At 67.7% G+C, this 17,877-nt stretch carries 17 protein-coding genes and 2 pseudogenes; 16 read left to right on the top strand and 3 right to left on the bottom strand.

The window, feature by feature from the left end; all coding sequences use genetic code 11:
• The first annotated feature begins 547 nt into the window (after positions 1 to 547).
• The 7 genes from ccrA to pssA all read left to right on the top strand — a co-directional run bounded on the left by ccrA (position 548) and on the right by pssA (position 8,343).
• Positions 548 to 1,885 carry a crotonyl-CoA carboxylase/reductase gene (ccrA, locus tag OG747_RS38235; RefSeq protein WP_405883923.1) on the top strand — a complete coding sequence of 446 codons (1,338 nt, stop codon included), beginning with the start codon at positions 548 to 550 and terminating at the stop codon, positions 1,883 to 1,885.
• Between the two features lie 10 nt (positions 1,886 to 1,895).
• Positions 1,896 to 3,923 (top strand): protein meaA, encoded by a 2,028-nt coding sequence (locus OG747_RS38230; RefSeq protein ID WP_405883922.1) that lies wholly within the window; start codon positions 1,896 to 1,898, stop codon positions 3,921 to 3,923.
• The gene (locus OG747_RS38225; protein ID WP_405883921.1) at positions 3,920 to 4,939 is read left to right on the top strand and encodes an HpcH/HpaI aldolase/citrate lyase family protein; all 1,020 of its coding nucleotides are present in this window, start codon (positions 3,920 to 3,922) and stop codon (positions 4,937 to 4,939) included. The genes OG747_RS38230 and OG747_RS38225 overlap by 4 nt, the downstream gene beginning before the upstream one ends.
• Before the next feature lie 5 nt (positions 4,940 to 4,944).
• On the top strand, positions 4,945 to 5,457 hold the full coding sequence (locus OG747_RS38220) for a MaoC family dehydratase (protein ID WP_405883920.1): 513 nt from the start codon (positions 4,945 to 4,947) through the stop codon (positions 5,455 to 5,457).
• Between the two features lie 2 nt (positions 5,458 to 5,459).
• Positions 5,460 to 6,665 (top strand): acyl-CoA dehydrogenase family protein, encoded by a 1,206-nt coding sequence (locus OG747_RS38215; protein ID WP_405883919.1) that lies wholly within the window; start codon positions 5,460 to 5,462, stop codon positions 6,663 to 6,665.
• A gap of 180 nt (positions 6,666 to 6,845) precedes the next feature.
• Positions 6,846 to 7,502, top strand: coding sequence for a phosphatidylserine decarboxylase (locus tag OG747_RS38210; RefSeq protein ID WP_405883918.1), 657 nt, complete (start codon positions 6,846 to 6,848; stop codon positions 7,500 to 7,502).
• A gap of 22 nt (positions 7,503 to 7,524) precedes the next feature.
• Positions 7,525 to 8,343: a CDP-diacylglycerol--serine O-phosphatidyltransferase gene (pssA, locus tag OG747_RS38205; protein WP_405885915.1), complete on the top strand. Its 819-nt coding sequence runs from the start codon at positions 7,525 to 7,527 to the stop codon at positions 8,341 to 8,343.
• Positions 8,344 to 8,440: 97 nt separating this feature from the next.
• On the opposite strand, the gene OG747_RS38200 is transcribed toward pssA, so the two are convergent.
• Complete coding sequence (locus tag OG747_RS38200; protein ID WP_405885913.1) at positions 8,441 to 9,559, bottom strand: glycerate kinase; 1,119 nt, start codon at positions 9,557 to 9,559, stop codon at positions 8,441 to 8,443.
• Between the two features lie 199 nt (positions 9,560 to 9,758).
• On the opposite strand from OG747_RS38200, the gene OG747_RS38195 reads away from it, so the two are divergent.
• Together OG747_RS38195 and OG747_RS38190 are read left to right on the top strand one after the other, a co-directional pair.
• Positions 9,759 to 10,892: an ADP-ribosylglycohydrolase family protein gene (locus OG747_RS38195; protein ID WP_405883917.1), complete on the top strand. Its 1,134-nt coding sequence runs from the start codon at positions 9,759 to 9,761 to the stop codon at positions 10,890 to 10,892.
• 177 nt (positions 10,893 to 11,069) lie between these two features.
• Positions 11,070 to 11,168, top strand: a pseudogene (locus tag OG747_RS38190) (transcriptional regulator); the annotation flags it as partial.
• Positions 11,169 to 11,451: 283 nt separating this feature from the next.
• Here the strand turns inward: OG747_RS38190 and OG747_RS38185 are convergent.
• Complete coding sequence (locus OG747_RS38185; protein ID WP_405883916.1) at positions 11,452 to 11,661, bottom strand: DUF397 domain-containing protein; 210 nt, start codon at positions 11,659 to 11,661, stop codon at positions 11,452 to 11,454.
• A gap of 821 nt (positions 11,662 to 12,482) precedes the next feature.
• Here OG747_RS38185 and OG747_RS38180 point away from each other — a divergent pair.
• From OG747_RS38180 to OG747_RS38150, 7 genes and pseudogenes are all read left to right on the top strand, one after another.
• Complete coding sequence (locus OG747_RS38180; RefSeq protein WP_405883915.1) at positions 12,483 to 13,700, top strand: helix-turn-helix transcriptional regulator; 1,218 nt, start codon at positions 12,483 to 12,485, stop codon at positions 13,698 to 13,700.
• A 19-nt stretch (positions 13,701 to 13,719) separates the two neighbouring features.
• A pseudogene (locus OG747_RS38175) lies at positions 13,720 to 13,848 on the top strand (transposase domain-containing protein); the annotation flags it as partial.
• Between the two features lie 38 nt (positions 13,849 to 13,886).
• Complete coding sequence (locus tag OG747_RS38170) at positions 13,887 to 14,105, top strand: hypothetical protein (protein ID WP_405886116.1); 219 nt, start codon at positions 13,887 to 13,889, stop codon at positions 14,103 to 14,105.
• Between the two features lie 345 nt (positions 14,106 to 14,450).
• Positions 14,451 to 14,804 (top strand): hypothetical protein, encoded by a 354-nt coding sequence (locus OG747_RS38165; protein ID WP_405883914.1) that lies wholly within the window; start codon positions 14,451 to 14,453, stop codon positions 14,802 to 14,804.
• Positions 14,801 to 15,241, top strand: a complete 441-nt coding sequence (locus tag OG747_RS38160; RefSeq protein ID WP_405883913.1) for a hypothetical protein — start codon at positions 14,801 to 14,803, stop codon at positions 15,239 to 15,241. The genes OG747_RS38165 and OG747_RS38160 overlap by 4 nt, the downstream gene beginning before the upstream one ends.
• Positions 15,196 to 16,152, top strand: coding sequence for a hypothetical protein (locus tag OG747_RS38155; RefSeq protein ID WP_405885911.1), 957 nt, complete (start codon positions 15,196 to 15,198; stop codon positions 16,150 to 16,152). The genes OG747_RS38160 and OG747_RS38155 overlap by 46 nt, the downstream gene beginning before the upstream one ends.
• Before the next feature lie 16 nt (positions 16,153 to 16,168).
• Positions 16,169 to 16,885 (top strand): hypothetical protein, encoded by a 717-nt coding sequence (locus OG747_RS38150; RefSeq protein WP_405883912.1) that lies wholly within the window; start codon positions 16,169 to 16,171, stop codon positions 16,883 to 16,885.
• Positions 16,886 to 17,002: 117 nt separating this feature from the next.
• Here the strand turns inward: OG747_RS38150 and OG747_RS38145 are convergent, their stop codons facing one another.
• A complete protein-coding gene (locus OG747_RS38145) occupies positions 17,003 to 17,845 on the bottom strand; it encodes a transposase family protein (protein ID WP_405883911.1) in 843 nt (280 codons plus the stop codon).
• Positions 17,846 to 17,877: the final 32 nt, after the last annotated feature.

Below are 17,877 nucleotides of genomic sequence, written 5' to 3'. Positions count from 1 at the left end.
CCCCGACCCGGACGCGGGCGCCCCCGCGCCCGAGTGCCGCCCCCTGCGCATCCCAGCGTCGACGCTCGCGCATCCCGACCGATACCGACACCCGGCGGCCACCGTTCCCGCCCCACCACCCGCCGTCCGGGCCCCTCACACCACCCCGCCACACCCCCTCTGAGCAGCGCATTTTGATCGATCATCGAGCGATCTGATCGATCATCGCTCACGTGTTACGTAAAGATTTCACCTGAGCGCAACTTATGGCACTGCGTGCCTTGCGAGGTGACACGGCGTGCCATACGTTGATGTTGTCCGGGCGGCCGGCGTGCAGAGACCTTTCGTACGTCGGCTGTCCCCGCAAGCCTCCCCGGGCTCCGCCCGGGGGTACCCCCAGGCGAGCGCGCCCGGACGCCTGCGTCACAGGCAACCTTTTGCGCCGACCCGGCGCTGCCACCGCACCACCACCTCCGCCGAACCGACGGCACACCCCTCACTCCCAGCAACAGCACCGACGTAACCCTCAGCGTCTTCCCTCAGGACGCTCATCGCCGGAGGCAACACCGTGAAGGACATCCTGGACGCGATTCAGTCGCAGACGGCCACGTCTGCCGACTTCGCCGCTCTGCCGCTCCCCGAGTCGTACCGCGCGATCACCGTGCACAAGGACGAGACGGAGATGTTCGCCGGGCTCACCACCCGTGACAAGGACCCCCGCAAGTCGATCCACCTGGACGACGTGCCGGTGCCGGAGCTCGGCCCGGGCGAGGCCCTGGTGGCCGTCATGGCCTCCTCCGTCAACTACAACTCGGTCTGGACCTCGATCTTCGAGCCGCTGCCGACCTTCGGTTTCCTGGAGCGCTACGGCAAGCTCAGCGAGCTCACCAAGCGCCACGACCTGCCGTACCACATCATCGGTTCCGACCTCGCGGGCGTCGTCCTGCGCACCGGCCCGGGCGTCAACGCCTGGAAGCCCGGTGACGAGGTCGTCGCGCACTGCCTGTCCGTCGAACTGGAGTCGAGCGACGGACACAACGACACCATGCTCGACCCCGAGCAGCGCATCTGGGGCTTCGAGACGAACTTCGGCGGCCTCGCCGAGATCGCTCTCGTGAAGTCCAACCAGCTGATGCCCAAGCCCGACCACCTGAGCTGGGAAGAGGCCGCCGCGCCCGGGCTCGTGAACTCCACGGCGTACCGGCAGCTGGTGTCGAGGAACGGCGCCGGCATGAAGCAGGGTGACAACATCCTCATCTGGGGCGCGAGCGGCGGCCTCGGCTCGTACGCCACGCAGTTCGCGCTCGCCGGTGGCGCCAACCCCATCTGTGTCGTCAGCAGCGAGCAGAAGGCGGACATCTGCCGGAAGATGGGCGCCGAGGCGATCATCGACCGTAACGCCGAGGGCTACAAGTTCTGGAAGGACGAGCACAACCAGGACCCGAAGGAGTGGAAGCGGTTCGGCAAGCGCATTCGCGAGCTGACCGGCGGCGAGGACGTCGACATCGTCTTCGAGCACCCGGGCCGTGAGACCTTCGGCGCCTCGGTCTACGTCACCCGCAAGGGCGGCACCATCGTCACCTGCGCCTCGACCTCGGGCTACAACCACGAGTACGACAACCGCTACCTGTGGATGTCCCTGAAGCGCATCATCGGCTCGCACTTCGCCAACTACCGCGAGGCCTGGGAGGCCAACCGGCTGGTCGCCAAGGGCAAGATCCACCCGACGCTCTCCAAGGTGTACTCCCTGGAGGAGACCGGGCAGGCTGCGTACGACGTGCACCGCAACCTTCACCAGGGCAAGGTCGGCGTGCTCGCGCTGGCGCCCCGCGAGGGCCTGGGCGTGCGCGACGAGGAGAAGCGCGCCCAGCACATCGACGCCATCAACCGCTTCCGGAACATCTGAGGACCCGTACATGACTGAGCGCCAGAAGGACCGGCCGTGGCTCATGCGCACGTACGCCGGTCACTCCACCGCCGAGGCGTCCAACGAGTTGTACCGGCGCAACCTCGCCAAGGGGCAGACGGGTCTCTCCGTGGCCTTCGACCTGCCGACGCAGACCGGGTACGACCCCGACCACATCCTCGCCCGCGGCGAGGTCGGCCGGGTCGGGGTGCCGGTCTCGCACCTCGGTGACATGCGCCGGCTGTTCCAGGACATCCCTCTGGAGCAGATGAACACCTCGATGACCATCAACGCCACCGCCATGTGGCTGCTGGCGCTCTATCAGGTCGTCGCCGAGGAGCAGTGCGCCGACATCACCAAGCTCCAGGGGACGACCCAGAACGACATCGTGAAGGAGTACCTCTCGCGGGGGACGCATGTCTTCCCGCCGGGGCCCTCGCTCCGTCTGACGACGGACATGATCGCCTACACGGTCTCCCACATGCCCAAGTGGAACCCGATCAACATCTGCTCGTACCACCTCCAGGAGGCGGGGGCGACCCCCGTCCAGGAGATCGCGTACGCGATGTCGACGGCCATCGCCGTGCTGGACGCCGTCCGCGACTCGGGGCAGGTGCCCGCCGAGAAGTTCGGTGATGTCGTCGCCCGTATCTCCTTCTTCGTGAACGCGGGTGTCCGGTTCATCGAGGAGATGTGCAAGATGCGGGCCTTCGGACGGATCTGGGACGAGATCACGCGCGAGCGGTACGGCATCCAGGACCCCAAGCAGCGCCGCTTCCGGTACGGCGTCCAGGTCAACTCCCTCGGTCTGACCGAGGCGCAGCCGGAGAACAACGTCCAGCGAATCGTCCTCGAGATGCTCGCCGTGACGCTGTCGAAGGACGCACGCGCGCGTGCCGTGCAGCTGCCCGCCTGGAACGAGGCACTGGGGCTGCCCCGCCCCTGGGACCAGCAGTGGTCGCTGCGCATCCAGCAGGTGCTGGCGCACGAGAGCGACCTGCTGGAGTACGAGGACATCTTCGAGGGTTCGCACGTCATCGAGGCGAAGGTCGCCCAGCTGGTCGAGGAGTCGCTCGCGGAGATCGACCGGATCGACGAGATGGGCGGGGCGATGGCCGCCGTCGAGTCGGGCTATCTGAAGTCACAGCTCGTCTCCTCGCACGCCGAGCGCCGGGCCCGGATCGAGGGCGGCACCGAGAAGATCGTCGGCGTCAACATCTTCCAGTCGACCGAGCCGAACCCGCTCACCGCCGACCTGGACGCGGCGATCCAGACGGTCGACCCGGCGGTCGAGGCCCGTGTCGTCGCCGCGCTCCAGCAGTGGCGCGACACGCGCTACCAGCCGCCGTTCAACCACCCGCGCCCCTGCAAGGCGCTGGAGCGGCTGAAGGAGGCCGCCAAGGGCACGGACAACCTCATGGAGGCCACCCTGGAGTGCGCCCGCGCCGGAGTCACGACCGGCGAGTGGTCCGAAGCCCTGCGCGAGGTGTTCGGCGAGTTCCGCGCCCCCACCGGAGTCTCGTCCGCGCCCGTCGCGGTCACCGCCGAGGAGGGCACCGCACTGGCGCTGGTGCGCCGCAAGGTCGAGCAGACCGCCCGCGACCTCGGCGTCGGCAAGCTCCGCTTCCTGGTGGGCAAGCCGGGCCTGGACGGGCACTCCAACGGCGCCGAGCAGATCGCCGTGCGGGCCCGCGACGCCGGGTTCGAGGTGGTCTACCAGGGCATCCGGCTCACCCCCGAGCAGATCGTGGACGCGGCCGTCGCCGAGGACGTGCACGGCGTCGGCCTTTCCATCCTGTCCGGTTCGCACGCCCAGTTGGTGCCGGACGTGCTGGAGCGGCTGCGCGAGGCCGGCGCGGCCGACATCCCGGTGATCGCCGGCGGGATCATCCCGAACGCCGACGCCGAACAGCTGCGGGCCGCGGGAGTGGCCGCGGTCTTCACACCGAAGGACTTCGACATCACCGGAATCATCGGCCGTATCGTCGACGAGATCCGCAAAGCGAACAAGCTCGACCCCCTGGAGGTCCCCGCATGACCGCCCGCCCGTCGCCCACCGCCACCCTTTCAACGAGCGGCTCCGCCGCGCACCTCCCTACTGTCAACCGCCTTCGCCCGCGGCGTTCCTGCCTGGCCGTGCCCGGCTCGAACCCCCGCTTCCTGGAGAAGGCCCAGGGCCTCCCCGCGGACCAGGTCTTCCTGGACCTGGAGGACGCCTGCGCCCCGCTGGCCAAGCCCGAGGCGCGGCACACCATCGTGAAGTTCCTCAACGAGGGCGACTGGACCGGCAAGACGCGGGTCGTGCGCGTGAACGACTGGACGACGCACTGGACGTACCGCGATGTCGTCACGGTCGTCGAGGGGGCCGGGCAGAACCTCGACTGCATCATGCTGCCGAAGGTCCAGGACGCCCAGCAGGTCGTCGCCCTCGACCTCCTGCTGACCCAGATCGAGAAGACGATGGGCTTCGAGGTCGGCAAGATCGGCATCGAGGCGCAGATCGAGAACGCCAAGGGGCTCGTCAACGTCGACGAGATCGCCGGGGCCTCACCGCGTGTAGAGACCATCATCTTCGGCCCGGCCGACTTCATGGCCTCCATCAACATGAAGTCGCTGGTGGTGGGCGAGCAGCCGCCGGGCTACCCTGCGGACGCGTACCACTACATCCTGATGCGCATCCTGATGGCGGCCCGCATGCACGACCTCCAGGCGATCGACGGCCCCTACCTGCAGATCCGCAACCAGGAGGGCTACCGCGAGGTCGCCCGGCGCGCCGCCGCCCTCGGCTTCGACGGCAAGTGGGTGCTGCACCCGGACCAGGTCGCCGCGGCCAACGAGATCTTCTCGCCCTCTCAGGAGGACTTCGACCACGCCGAGCTGATTCTCGACGCGTACGAGTACTACACGTCCGAGGCGGGCGGCAAGAAGGGCTCCGCGATGCTCGGCGACGAGATGATCGACGAGGCCAGCCGCAAGATGGCGCTGGTCATCTCGGGCAAGGGCCGGGCGGCCGGCATGCAGCGCACGTCGAAGTTCGAAGCCCCGGAGGCCTGAGCACCATGCAGTTCGGACGCACGTACGAAGAGTTCGAGGTCGGCGCGGTCTACAAGCACTGGCCCGGAAAGACGGTCACCGAGTACGACGACCACCTCTTCTGTCTCCTCACCATGAACCACCACCCCCTCCACATGGACTCGAACTATGCGGAGAAGACGACGGACTTCGGCAAGAACGTCGTCGTGGGCAACTACATCTACTCGCTGCTGCTCGGCATGTCCGTCCCGGACGTCTCGGGCAAGGCGATCGCCAACCTGGAGATCGAGTCGCTGAAGCACGTGGCGCCGACCTTCCACGGCGACACGATCTACGGCGAGACCACGGTCCTCGACAAGACGCCCTCCAAGTCCAAGTCGGACCGCGGAATCGTCTACGTCGAGACCAAGGGTTACAAGCAGGACGGCACCCTGGTCTGCGTGTTCCGCCGCAAGGTGATGGTCCCCACCGAGACGTACATCAAGGAGCGCGGCGGCGAGCAGCCCGGCCGCCCCGAACTGAAGCAGCAGGAGAAGTAGCCATGGCGCGACTCGCCCAGACCGCCGGTCTCACCGACGTCCAGCAGGAGATCCTCTCCACCGTCCGCGACTTCGTGGACAAGGAGATCATCCCGGTCGCGACCGAGCTGGAGCACCGCGACGAGTACCCCCAGCAGATCGTCGACGGCCTCAAGGAACTGGGTCTGTTCGGCCTGATGATCCCCGAGGAGTACGGGGGCCTGGGCGAGTCCCTCCTCACCTACGCGCTCTGCGTCGAGGAGATCGCCCGCGGCTGGATGTCGGTGTCGGGCATCATCAACACGCACTTCATCGTGGCGTACATGCTCAAGCAGCACGGCACGCAGGAACAGAAGGACCACTTCCTGCCCCGGATGGCGCTGGGCGAGGTGCGCGGCGCGTTCTCGATGTCGGAGCCGGGGCTCGGCTCGGACGTCTCCGCGATCACCTCGAAGGCGGTCAGGGACGGCGACGAGTACGTCCTGACCGGTCAGAAGATGTGGCTGACGAACGGCGGCTCGTCGAACCTGGTGGCCGTGCTCGTACGAAGTGACGAAGGACACCCCGAGGGGACCGCGCCCCACAAGTCGATGACGACCTTCCTGGTCGAGAAGGAGCCCGGCTTCGGAGAGGTCCGCCCCGGCCTCACCATCCCCGGGAAGATCGACAAGATGGGCTACAAGGGCGTCGACACGACCGAGCTCATCATGGACGGACTCCGCGTTCCGGCCAATCGGGTACTCGGCGGGACGACGGGCCGAGGGTTTTACCAAATGATGGACGGAGTCGAGGTCGGCCGCGTCAACGTAGCGGCGCGTGGCTGCGGCGTCGCACAGCGCGCATTCGAGCTGGGTGTCTCCTATGCCCAGCAGCGTCACACTTTCGGCAAGCCGATCGCCCAGCACCAGGCCATCCAGTTCAAGCTGGCGGAGATGGCTACCAAGGTCGAAGCCGCCCATGCAATGATGGTGAACGCCGCACGCAAAAAGGACTCCGGGGAACGAAACGACCTCGAAGCAGGGATGGCGAAGTACCTCGCCTCCGAATACTGCAAGGAAGTGGTCGAGGACGCTTTCCGGATCCACGGTGGCTACGGCTTCTCAAAGGAATACGAGATCGAGCGCCTCTACCGTGAGGCGCCGATGCTGCTGATCGGCGAAGGCACCGCCGAAATCCAGAAAATGATCATCGGCCGCCGACTGCTCGAAGAGTATCGACTCCAGGGTTAACCGGGGCTAGATGTCATGATTCGGGGTGTTTTCTTCGAGAAGAAGATCACACCCCGTCAGCACTCTTCGGCCGCCGACTCGGTTTCTTGGCTTGCCCAGTTGCGGCCCGCGACCGGTACGATCCCGGGAAAGCCGCCGTCCCCCGTTACAGCGCGGCATCATCCGCTACGAAGGTCATCCATGCCCCACAGCCAAACCTCTGCACCTCGCGACAGCCTGGTCGGCGTACGCCTTGCGCGCGGAGCATCGCCGTGGCTTCTCCCGACCGTTGCCACCGCAGCACTCAGCCTGGTCAAGGCGCGCCGCTCCGGCGCCGCCAAGGCCGTGGCCGTACCCGCCACCGCCCTCGCGGCGGGCATGCTGTGGTTCTTCCGCGACCCCGAGCGCGAGATCGCCCCGGGCCGGGTCATCTCGCCCGCCGACGGTGTGGTGCAGAGCATCATGCCGTGGAAGGACGGACGCACCCGCGTCGCGATCTTCATGAGCCCGCTCAATGTCCACGTCAACCGCGCACCGCTCTCCGGCACGGTGACCTCGGTCGAGCACATCCCCGGTGGGTTCGTTCCGGCGTTCAACAAGGAGAGCGAGAACAACGAACGCGTGGTCTGGCACTTCGACACCGAGCTCGGTGACATCGAGATGATCCAGATCGCCGGCGCGGTCGCCCGTCGTATCGTTCCTTATGTCCCGCAGGGTACGAAGGTCGAGCAGGGCGACCGGATCGGCCTCATCCGCTTCGGCTCGCGTGTCGACATCTACCTCCCCGAGGGTGTCGAGGTCGATGTGGAGGTCGGTCAGAAGACCGTGGCTGGGGTGACTCGAATTGACCGTGATTGATCCTGAGACACAGGCCGGCTGGGTGCCGGAGGCCGACGAGGTGGACGACGACGAGGAGATGCCCCTCTCTCTCCGCCTCTCAATAGCGGACACCCTCACCCTCGGCAACGCCACGTGCGGCTTCATGGCGGTGTACTTCACCACCACGGGCATTCTGATCCCGCACCTCACCGGCAGCCAGGAGTCGGGCATGGCGCGTCACAGCGCCGCCACGGCCGTCATCCTGATGCTCTGCGCCGCGGTCTTCGACCTCTTCGACGGCCTGGTGGCGAGAAAGCTGCGCTCTTCTCCGATGGGCGCGGAGCTGGACAACCTGTCGGACCTGATCAGCTTCGGTCTGGCGCCCGCGTACTTCGTCCTCGTCTACGGCATGGTCGCGGACGACGCGCACCAGAGAGTGGCGGCGCTCGGCGCGATCGTCGTCCTGCTCGCGGTGGTGCTGAGACTGGCCCGCTTCTCCTGCGTCACGGTGAAGGACGGCACGTTCCAGGGCATGCCGTCGCCGTTCGGAGCACTGACGGTGGTCTCGATCGTGCTCCTGGAGCTCCCCTTCACGGCGACGCTGATGGCGATCCTCGGCACGGCCTGGCTGATGGTGAGCCGGGTGGAGTACCCGAAGCCGCGGGGGCGCCTCGCGGGGGCGATGCTCGCCTGGATCGTCCTGTCCATGGGCCTCCTGGCGGCGTGGGCCTTCGACGCCCCCAGCGGGCAGCTCCTCCTCCAGACCGGCTGCGCGCTGCAGCTCGTCATGGGTGCGGTGATTCCGCTGTTCGCGACGGCTCGCCGGGTGAACAACTTCCGCGACAACCGGCGCGAGGCGCGGGCGGCGCAACTGCCGTAGCGGTTGCTTGTACGTGACTGAAGGGCCCCGAACCGGGTGATCGGTTCGGGGTCCTTCGTTCGTACCAACCGGGGCGGGGTGAAGACGTGGACCGGGGTCAGGTCAGGAAATCGTGGGCGATGTTCTGCGCCACCGTCTCCAGAATCGGCCCCGCGTCGGAGATGCACTTCACGATGTCGGGCTCGACCTCCGTGAGGGGGTACGCACGGCGGAAGCCGGCCTTACCGAGCGCCTCCGGCCGGAGGGCGAGGCGGCCGCAGACCGCGACGACCTCCTTGCCCGCGGCACGGGCGGCCGCAGCCACCCCCGCCGGAGCCTTGCCGTGCAATGTCTGTTCGTCGAGAGACCCCTCGCCGGTGATCACCAGGGTGGCTCGGTCCAGCGCGGGCGCGAAGCCGAGGACGTCGAGCATCACCTCGATACCGGGCCGGAAGCGGGCGCCCAGGACCAGCGCACCGTAGCCGATACCGCCCGCGGCCCCCGCCCCCGGCGCCTGCGCGTACTCCGCCGCCCTGGACCCGATCGACTTCTCCAGGACCGAGGCGAAGTGGGCGAGGGCCGCGTCCAGGATCTCCACGTCGTCGGGGCTCGCCCCCTTCTGGGGGCCGTACACGGCGGGCGCGCCCTTCGGCCCGGTCAGCGGGTTGTCCACGTCGCTGGCGAGGACGAAGTCGACGGAGCCGAGGCGGGGGTCGAGGCCCGACAGGTCCACGGCCGCGAGGTCGCTCAGAGCCGCACCACCAGGAGCCACCGGCTCCCCCTCCGCGTCCAGGAACCGCGCCCCGAGCGCGGACAGCATTCCCGCCCCACCGTCCGTCGTCGCGCTCCCGCCCACCCCGAACACGATCGTCCGGGCCCCTGCGTCCAACGCGGCCCGCAGCAGTTCCCCGGACCCATACGTGGACGACGTGAGCGGCGCGAACACCCCGGCGGGCAGCCGCTGCAACCCGCTCGCCTCAGCCATCTCCACCACCGCGGTGTCGCCCCGCAGCGCGAAGGCGGCGGTGAGCTCGTCGCCCAGCGGGCCGGCGACCCGCACCTCCCGCCGTTCGAACCCGGCCGCGACCGCCGCGTCCACCGTCCCGTCGCCGCCGTCGGCCACGGGCAGCGCCTCGACCTCGACGGCGGGCGCGACCCGGCGCAACCCGGCCGTCACGCGCTCCGCGACCTGCACGGCGGTCAGCGACCCCTTGAACTTGTCCGCGGCGATCAGCACACGCGGAACACGCTCAGTGCCCGCACGCGTCGTCTTCACAGCAGAGTCCGCCACTTTGGATTCCCCTTGCTTTCCGGCCTTGCACACGTCAAGGCAGTCGCGCCGCTGCGACCTTAACCGGAGGACGCCCCCGCAGTCATGCCCCGACCGAACCCCGGAACACCGCGCGGCCACGCCCGGAATTGGGTAAACCGGAACTATGACCACTGTGGGCACTGAGCTCGCGGACCGCGTCCTCGGAGGCTGGCTGGGCCGTATCGCGGGCAACATGCTCGGCAAGCCGGTCGAGCAGGGCGACCACTGGACGCGCGACCGCATCGACCGCTATCTGCGACAGGCCGCTGCCCTGCCGCTCACCGACTACCTTCCCGAGCCCGCTGCCGACGGCGACGAGTTCCAGTTGCGGCCCGAGTGGCGCAGTTGTGTGCGGGGCCGGATTCACGGCAGCTGCCGTGACGACGACGTCGACTACGCGATCCTGGGGCTGGACCTGCTGGAGACACACGGCTTCGGTTTCACCACCGAGCAGGTCGGCAACCTGTGGCTGCTGCGGCTGCCGTATCTGCAGACGTTCACCGCGGAGCGGGCCACCTACCGCAACCTCGCCAATGGCATCAAACCGCCGCTGACAGCGACGTACGACAATCCCTACCAGGAGTGGATCGGCGCCCTGATCCGCGCCGATGTCTACGGCTGGACCAGCCCGGGGGCGCCACTGCGGGCGGCCTCCCTCGCCCGTCGGGACGCCGTGCTGTCCCACACCGGCAATGGCGTGTACGGGGCGATGTGGGCGGCTGCGCTCGTCTCGGCCGCGTTCACCGCCCCCACGGTCCGCCGCGCGCTGGACATGGCGCTGACCGTCATTCCCGCGAGCAGCCGCCTCGCCCGCACCGTACGCCGGGTGCTCACGCTCCACGAGACCCGGATGACCTGGGAGGACACGCTCACCACGGTGTCCGAGGAGACCGCCGGGCTCGGCTGGATCCACACGGTCCCGAACGCCGCCGTCCTCACGGCCGGGCTTCTGTACGGCGACGGCGACTTCACCCGGACCATCACGCTGACCGTCCGCGGCGGCCTGGACACCGACTCGAACGGCGCGACGGCCGGCTCGGTGGCGGGGGTCCTGTGCGGGGCGGCGGCCATTCCCGCGCAGTGGAAGGACCCGCTGGAGGACACCGTACGCAGCGCGGTGTTCGGCTTCGACGGCGTACGGATCAGTGAACTGGCCGCGCGCACGGTCGCGTTGATCGAGGGGGAGGCCGAGGCCCGAGCCGAGGCCGTGACCGAGTCCGAAGCCGGGGCCAGCTCACGGGAGCCGGGGACTTCGTGAACGCGTCCGCCATGATCCCCATCGCCCGCAGCACCAGCCGGTCACGCAGGCCCGTAGACAGGAACCGCAGCAGCGCGAGGGCGCGTCCGTCACGGCCCGTCGTGTAGAGGGCGTCGGGCGGCGGGCGGTGAGGGCGCGTACGACGGCGGTCACCGCGGGGGCGACCGGGCCGAGCGGCTGGCGGGCCACCGTACCCCCGGGCTGCGCCGCGAGGAGGTCTCCCTGCTCTCCGGTGTGAGTCTGACCTGGCACACCTGGCCCGAACGGTACACCCCTTGGGATACACGGGGGTTGGAGTCCGCCTGAGCAGCGAGAAGCCCCGGCCAGCACACGGGGGAACGTGCCGACCGGGGCAGATTCTTGGGGCTCAGCGGCGTAGGTCCCTGTACTCGTCCAGCTTGCGGAGTGCCGAGATCAACGGGGGCCGGTGGCCGGAGCACGTCCGTTCACGGGGCAGCGTCCAGACATGCCAGCACGACAGGCACCACAGCACCCCGGAGTGTTCCGGGTCGGGCTCTGCGCTGCTGCCGCACTGCGGGCACTGCCCCATGAGGACTCCCTACGCCGTGACGTCGAATTCGCCCAGCTTGGCACCGGTCAGGAAGTCGGTCCACTCAACGGTTGTGAACTCGACCGTCTGACCGGTCATGGAGTTGCGGACTGCCACCTTGCCGGGGACGTTCGTTGCCACCTCGACACAGCGCGGGTCGTTGTTGTTGTACGTGCACGCGTCGGAGGTGCGGAACTCGAACTCGGGGAGTGCCTTCATGTGCCTATCCCTTCGCCGTGCTGCTGCGGGGAATCGGTCCCCGTGCCGCCTTGCGACCCGCCCCGGTAGGCGCTCGACCTGTCCAAGGGTTCGTAGCGGACTCATCCACCGGGGCGGGAGTCTCTATTCGTTGCGGGTCACGCGCGCGTGGTCGGTGGCTACACGGCGGAACAGGTCATGTTCGGGGTTCCGGCCAGTGTGGCGAAGGCACCAGTCCTGAGCGTCACCCTGTACGGCATGAGGGCCGGAGTCCTCACCACAGTCCGGTGTCACGCAGAAGGCTTCGAACGCCCGCCCGCCCTCTTCCACGTGCCGAATGGTGTGGTCCACGTACCGAAGGACAGCGCGCGTCACGCTGCCGCCTCAATCCCGCGAAGCGTGGCGTACAACTCCGCCTGTTCCCGTACGGCTTCGTGAAGCTGAACCCACGTCTCAGCGTCAACCGTCTGCAACACTTCGCGTGCCGCTTCGCCGTGCGCCTGGTGCAGCGCGTGAGTGTCCCACGGGGCCGTGGCGTACCAATGTGAGTTGTTCTTGCTGTCCGGCGTTGAGCAGAAGGAAGCCCACCCCTTCGGCAGGGCCGTAACGACCGTAATCTCGTCTGCCGCTTGCCCCTGCTTGCTGGCAGGCCCGTCAAGTCTGCCGACACGGGGCTGTTCGCTGATCCTCTGCGGCGTACTCTCTGCCATGACTGCTCGCTCCGTTCGAGTGGTCCATGCCCCCGGGCCGGTAGCACGGTTGCGGGGGTCCTTGCTGGTCTCTTGACCCTTCCGCTTCAGCGAGCAAGGGCATAGCGGCCTACTGTCGGCCAGAATGGAGACATGACCAGCGCTGTCGGGGCCAACATCAAGCGTTTCCGCGAAGAGCGGGGATGGAGTCAGGCACGGCTAGCGCGTGAGGTCTGCCGGACAGCGGACGTGATCGGCGAACCAGTCGGGCGGCAAGAGGTCAGCCGCTGGGAGACAGGTAAACGCACGCCCCGTGAATGGCTGCCGTTTCTCGCTGCCGCCCTAGGCGTGACCGTGGACGCCCTCAAAGCCGCCCAGAAGCCCGCTGAACCCCCTTTGCCGACCCTTGCCGACTTCCTGCCCGAAGGGGACCCGCTAAGCCCGCTGGAATCCCGTACAGGGCGACGCGTCGGAATGGGCACCGTGGACGATTTACAACAGCGGGTACATGGGCTCAGGCTTGCTGATGACGTGCTTGCAGGGGGAGACCTAATCCGCCCCGCGCTCAGGGACTTAAGACGTGCTGTGAAGCTCTACCGGGAGAGTACGCACGCCAGCGAAGTAGGGCGGCAACTTCTCAGGCAGATTGGCGAGTTGGCCCAAATCGCCGGATGGATTGCCAGCGATGCCGGGCAGCACGAAGAGGCAGAGCGTATCTACCGGCTAGGGATCAGTGCAGCGAGGCAGGCTGAGGACCACACCCTTGCCGGGAACATTGCCGGGTCACTTGGCTACCAACTCAGCAACACAGGGCGGGAAGTCGAAGGGCTGACGCTGGCGCAAGCCGCCCTGAATGACGCTGGCAGCGACGCACCCCCGAAAGCTCGTGCGCTGTATCTGGACCGGGTGGCATGGGCCCACACGAAAGCCGGGGGTATCGAGCACGGGCAACAGGCAATGCACGCACTGGGGGAAGCCGGGCAGGCGCTCGGCGAAGACACCCCCGGGACGGAATCACCCGCCTACCTCTATTGGGTGGATGCCGGGGAACTCCGGGTCATGGAATCCCGGGTCTACACAGAGCTTCACCGGCCCTTGCGGGCTGTGCCCTTGCTCCGGGAAGTCCTCAGCGGCTATGACGCCACACACACCCGGGAAATGGCTCTGTACATGTCTTGGCTGGCCGTGGCGCTGGCAGATGCCAACGAACCAGAAGAGGCGGCAGCAGCCGCCGAACGGGTCATCAACATTTCCGCTGACGTGGCGTCAGAACGGACAGTGGAACGGGTACGGGTCATCCTGAGCCGCTTGCAGGAATACGCGGACGTGCCAGAAGTCGCAGCACTCCTTACTGAGCACCAGGCAACATAAGGAACTGACGCACCCTCAGATGGCACAGGAGGAAGCAGTGCAGGCCGCGGTGGATGAGGCCGGGGCGCGGGAGGAGCGGACGCGCTCGCTGCCGTCGAAGCTGATGATGTACCTCGCGATGGCGTTGCGGCTGGAGCCAGGCAAGGGGTATGTGCGCACGCTGCGGGGCTTGTTGGATGGTCTGCGGTGGTCGCGGGGTGGCTGGGACGGCTACCGGGTGCCCGGCGCTCGGGCAAACCCGAAGGCGTACGCCAGGAGTTGCGGGCCCTGCTCTGCGCCTACCAGGCCCTGCGCACGCTGATCACGAAGACGGCCGTAATCGCGGGCGTCGAACCGGCCCGCATCAGCTTCCCACCCGTCCTGGACGCCGTCAAAAGCTCCGTCCGGACGGCTTTTTTCCCCTGAGCTCCTCGCGAAGGCCCTGCGCTTCCTCATAGCCGACCTCCCCGACATGCTGATCCGCGACCGCCCCACACGCACCGCACCCCGCACCACGAAGCGCCCTCACCTGAGTTACCGATCCCGCAGCTCAACCGACCCCGGCACCCGCCGAGTCACCCGCACCATCGTGCTCCGCCAGCTGACACCCGACCCGACCTAACTCATGGCCATTGGACCATGGCCCGTGAGAGAGCTCAATGCCCCGAAAAGATCTTTTGCTTTGCTTTTGCTTTGCTCACAGTAGCGAATGACACGGCTCGACTAGGGTCGTACGGCCAGGCGGCCGACGGAGGGGGCTGACACGAAGTCATGGGTGACAACGGCGAGATACTCGACATCAAGATCGCCGACATCAAGAGGACCGCGCCCCACTTCAGCGATCAGAGCATTGCCCTCGCACACGCACTCACCAAGTTGAAGCACGGTCTTTCCGCGGTCGGCGCCCCCTGGGGAGACGACAACCAGGGCGAAGCCTTTCACAAGGCGTACGGCCCTCTCGTCAAGCGGATCGAGCACTCGACCCAGATCCTCGCCGACGGCCTGGCCAGCATCCACGAGGCCATGACGGACATGGCCGACGGGCACATCGACAACGAAGAGCTGGTCCGTGCGATGTTCAGCCGGATCCACGTCGCGCACGACACCAAGGGCGACGGCAAGTGAGCGTTGCGGACAAGGCCCGAAAGATAGTCCAGGACGTCACGGGCATGTGGTGGCCCGCCGCGGACGTGGGCGGGCTGCGGGACGCCGCGAAGGCGTGGCGGGACTTCGCCGATGACGTCGACAATGTCACCGTCGCCGCCAACAAGGCCGCCGGCACCCTGATCGAGCACAACAAGGGCGAGGCCATCTCCGCCTTCGACGACCCGTTCTGGCGGCGTTACTACTACCAGGGCCACGGCTGGCTGAAGGACCTGGCCGACGGCGCCCGGGCTATGGCAAGGCGCTGGACGCCTACGCCGATGCCGTGCACGGCGCGAAGAAGAAGCTCGAACACGAACTGGAGATCGTCGGCGCCACGATCGTCGCGGGCACGGCGCTGGCCTTCGTCACCGTGGGCCTGTCCGAGGGCGCCGCTGCGGCGGGCGTGGCGGCCGTGACCGAATTCGCCAGCACCCTGGGCGTCGCGGTGACCACTGAGGTCGCCACGATCGCGGGCACCACCCTTGGCATCGCCGCCTTCGCCGGCATCGAGTCCGTCACCGTCGACCTCGCCGTCACCCAGCCCGTCGCCATCACCCTCGGCGAGAGCAAGGGCTTGAGCCTGGACGAGGCCAGCGACGCCGCGCTCTACGGCATGGCGTTCGGCGGAATGTTCGGCGCCGGGGCCGGCACCGTCAGGGCGGCGACGGAGGCCGGGGGTCTCAGCAGCCTCTTCGACGGCCTGACCCTGGCCAGTGCCCGGACGGCCGTACCCAGCGAACTCGGTGACGTCGTCACGGAGACGCCGAAGCTGATCCGCCAGGATGACGATTTCACCGCAACGCACAATCCCTTCGGCCTGAAGAAGTCGCGCTTCGACCCGGATCTCGGGATCGTCCCCGCCGACCCGGATGGTGAGATCACCCCGCTCCAGCACGTGCTCGGCGGCAAGAACAAAGCCGCCAAGGAGTCGAGCCAGTACACCTCCTTCGCCCCCGAGGACGGAACCGGGAAGGTCTACGGCAAGGAAGAGATACGTGTCGACTACCAGCGCCTTCAAAAGGACATCGACGCGGGCAAGGTGCACGGCGTCGAGATCCTTTCCCCGGAACAAATCCAGGGCTCAATCGGCGACGAGATCAACAAGGTCGCTGGGCGTGACGTCGACGTACCCACCACCCTCCGTTCCGACCAGCCGGACAAGGTCCAGGAATACGTCGACAGCCTCGGCCTGAGCAAGGGAAAGTCCCGTAAGGTCATGGACCGGTTCATGGCCCTGCTCAACACCCGCCGGGACGGCGAGTGGCTGATCAACGGGGTCGTTCCCAAGGAGTACGTCACGGGCCCGTTCCCCACGTCGGGATCGTAGGAAGAAGAACACGAACATGGCAGAGTCCCCGGAGCGCTGGCTGCCGAGCCCTGAGATGCGCGCGCTGCTGTTCACCGACTTCGACGGCGAACCCGCCGACCCGGACGACGTGATCGCCGACGCGCTAGACGGCGGATATGCCGAACGCACCCCCGCGCTGATCGCAGTTCTCCAGGACGGCAGCGCCGACCCGGCTGAGCGTCTCCTGGCCTGTGCCGCGCTGACGAGCTGGGCCGACTCGGCCGGCTACGAGGCTGTCATCGCGGCCGCCGCCGCGCCGGACGACGTGGTGTGGCGGGGGCAGTCGTACGACCGCTTCTTCAGCCAAGACGACACTTTTGGGCAGTTGGCGGACGCGGTCGGCGCCAGCCGGGACATGGTCGATGAGCGGGGTACCGCCCAGCAGCGCATCGAAGCCGCCCGCGCCCTCATCGCCATCGCTGACCTGGTGCAGTTCGACCGGCATCTCGGGCCTCTGTTGGAGTCCAATGTCATCGACGCGTGCCAGGACGAGATCCGCGCCACCGTTGACCGCGGCATCCAGCGCCTTGCAGCCGATGATCGCATCCCCTTCGACCTCGGCCTCCAGCTCGCCTTGCTCACTGTCGCCATGCGCCGCTTCGACGAGCCGGCGGCCGCCACCGCGATGCGCCGCCTCGTCGCCGCGAACCCCGGTGACCGTGCCCGCCGCGAACTTGCCGAAGCTACCGGAAGTTCGCTGTGGTTGATGTAGGACAGGGAGCAATGGCCATGAGTTAGCACCCCCGAAGGGTGCCTGAACTGCATGAACGGCGCTCCGTTGAGCATCAGTGTCGCTCTAACTCATGGCCATTGCCCCAGGGGGTAGGGATCAGAACGGCGGAACGTCATCAGCCCAGCGCCGGTATTCGCGCTCTGCCGCTTCCTGCTGTGAACGCTGTTCGACACAGAAGAAGCCGCCTGGTTCGCGCTTACGGGCCGACCCGCGATTGAGGTTGGGCCGTGTTGGCTTGGCGTTTCGGCTGGTGGGTATTTCAGCAGGCCATGGTGCGGAAGAGGACGAGTTCGGTGCTCGGCTTGTGCAAGGTGGCCCGCTTGGCCGCGCGGTCAGAGACCAGTCCGGCGATGGCCCGGTGGGTCTCGCCGTACTCTTCCCTGCGCCTGGTGTACCGCTGGAGTGGGCGCCACTGCCGGTGCTCCGCGTTGGCGTGTTCTGCCTGCGCTTGCCGGAGACGAAGGCCCGGCGCCCGGGACAGTGCGCCTTCGGGCGGCGGACCTGGGTCTCGGTGCCGTCAATCCGCAATGTGATGTTCTCAGCCGCTGCATAGGCGAACACGTCCGCCAGGGTCCGCAGCCGAATACCAGGCCGGTCAGGCACCGCGAAGCCGCGCTCGGCCAGCAGCGGGCGGATCTCGCTGATCGCGCGGCCGATGGTGGAGGAGTCCACCTCGTAGATCACAGCCAGTGCCTCGTGAGACAGGCCGGTTCGCGGGTGGACAGAGGTCGCAAAGACACGGTCGGTGAAGACCAGTTCGTACTTCGGCCCGGCCCCGGCCTGCCGTCGGCGAGCGCTCCGGCGCCGTTCGCGCCGAACGGACTCACAACGCGCCTCCCAGCGTGGCGCGAGTTCTTCGATCAACTCGCCGAGATGCTGACGCGAGAGGCCGCAGAAGGCAGGATGCGACATGGCCGCGCGGGCCTGCTTGATGTTCACAGCACAAGAACCCGCGCGGCCGATGCAGTGTC

It is taken from the genome of Streptomyces sp. NBC_01384, from assembly GCF_045040035.1.
Lineage (GTDB): Bacteria > Actinomycetota > Actinomycetes > Streptomycetales > Streptomycetaceae > Streptomyces.
The sequence above is the reverse complement of the archived record's forward strand: the minus strand, read 5'-3'. Positions and strand labels throughout refer to the sequence as shown.

Excerpts from the sequence above, each read along its gene's own strand:
- OG747_RS38230 (WP_405883922.1), top strand. The coding sequence starts at position 1,896 with ATGACTGAGCGCCAGAAGGACCGGCCGTGGCTCATGCGCACGTACGCC.
- OG747_RS38225 (WP_405883921.1), top strand. The coding sequence starts at position 3,920 with ATGACCGCCCGCCCGTCGCCCACCGCCACCCTTTCAACGAGCGGCTCC.
- OG747_RS38220 (WP_405883920.1), top strand. The coding sequence starts at position 4,945 with ATGCAGTTCGGACGCACGTACGAAGAGTTCGAGGTCGGCGCGGTCTAC.
- OG747_RS38215 (WP_405883919.1), top strand. The coding sequence starts at position 5,460 with ATGGCGCGACTCGCCCAGACCGCCGGTCTCACCGACGTCCAGCAGGAG.
- OG747_RS38210 (WP_405883918.1), top strand. The coding sequence starts at position 6,846 with ATGCCCCACAGCCAAACCTCTGCACCTCGCGACAGCCTGGTCGGCGTA.
- OG747_RS38195 (WP_405883917.1), top strand. The coding sequence starts at position 9,759 with ATGACCACTGTGGGCACTGAGCTCGCGGACCGCGTCCTCGGAGGCTGG.
- OG747_RS38185 (WP_405883916.1), bottom strand. The coding sequence starts at position 11,661 with ATGAAGGCACTCCCCGAGTTCGAGTTCCGCACCTCCGACGCGTGCACG.
- OG747_RS38180 (WP_405883915.1), top strand. The coding sequence starts at position 12,483 with ATGACCAGCGCTGTCGGGGCCAACATCAAGCGTTTCCGCGAAGAGCGG.
- OG747_RS38165 (WP_405883914.1), top strand. The coding sequence starts at position 14,451 with ATGGGTGACAACGGCGAGATACTCGACATCAAGATCGCCGACATCAAG.
- OG747_RS38150 (WP_405883912.1), top strand. The coding sequence starts at position 16,169 with ATGGCAGAGTCCCCGGAGCGCTGGCTGCCGAGCCCTGAGATGCGCGCG.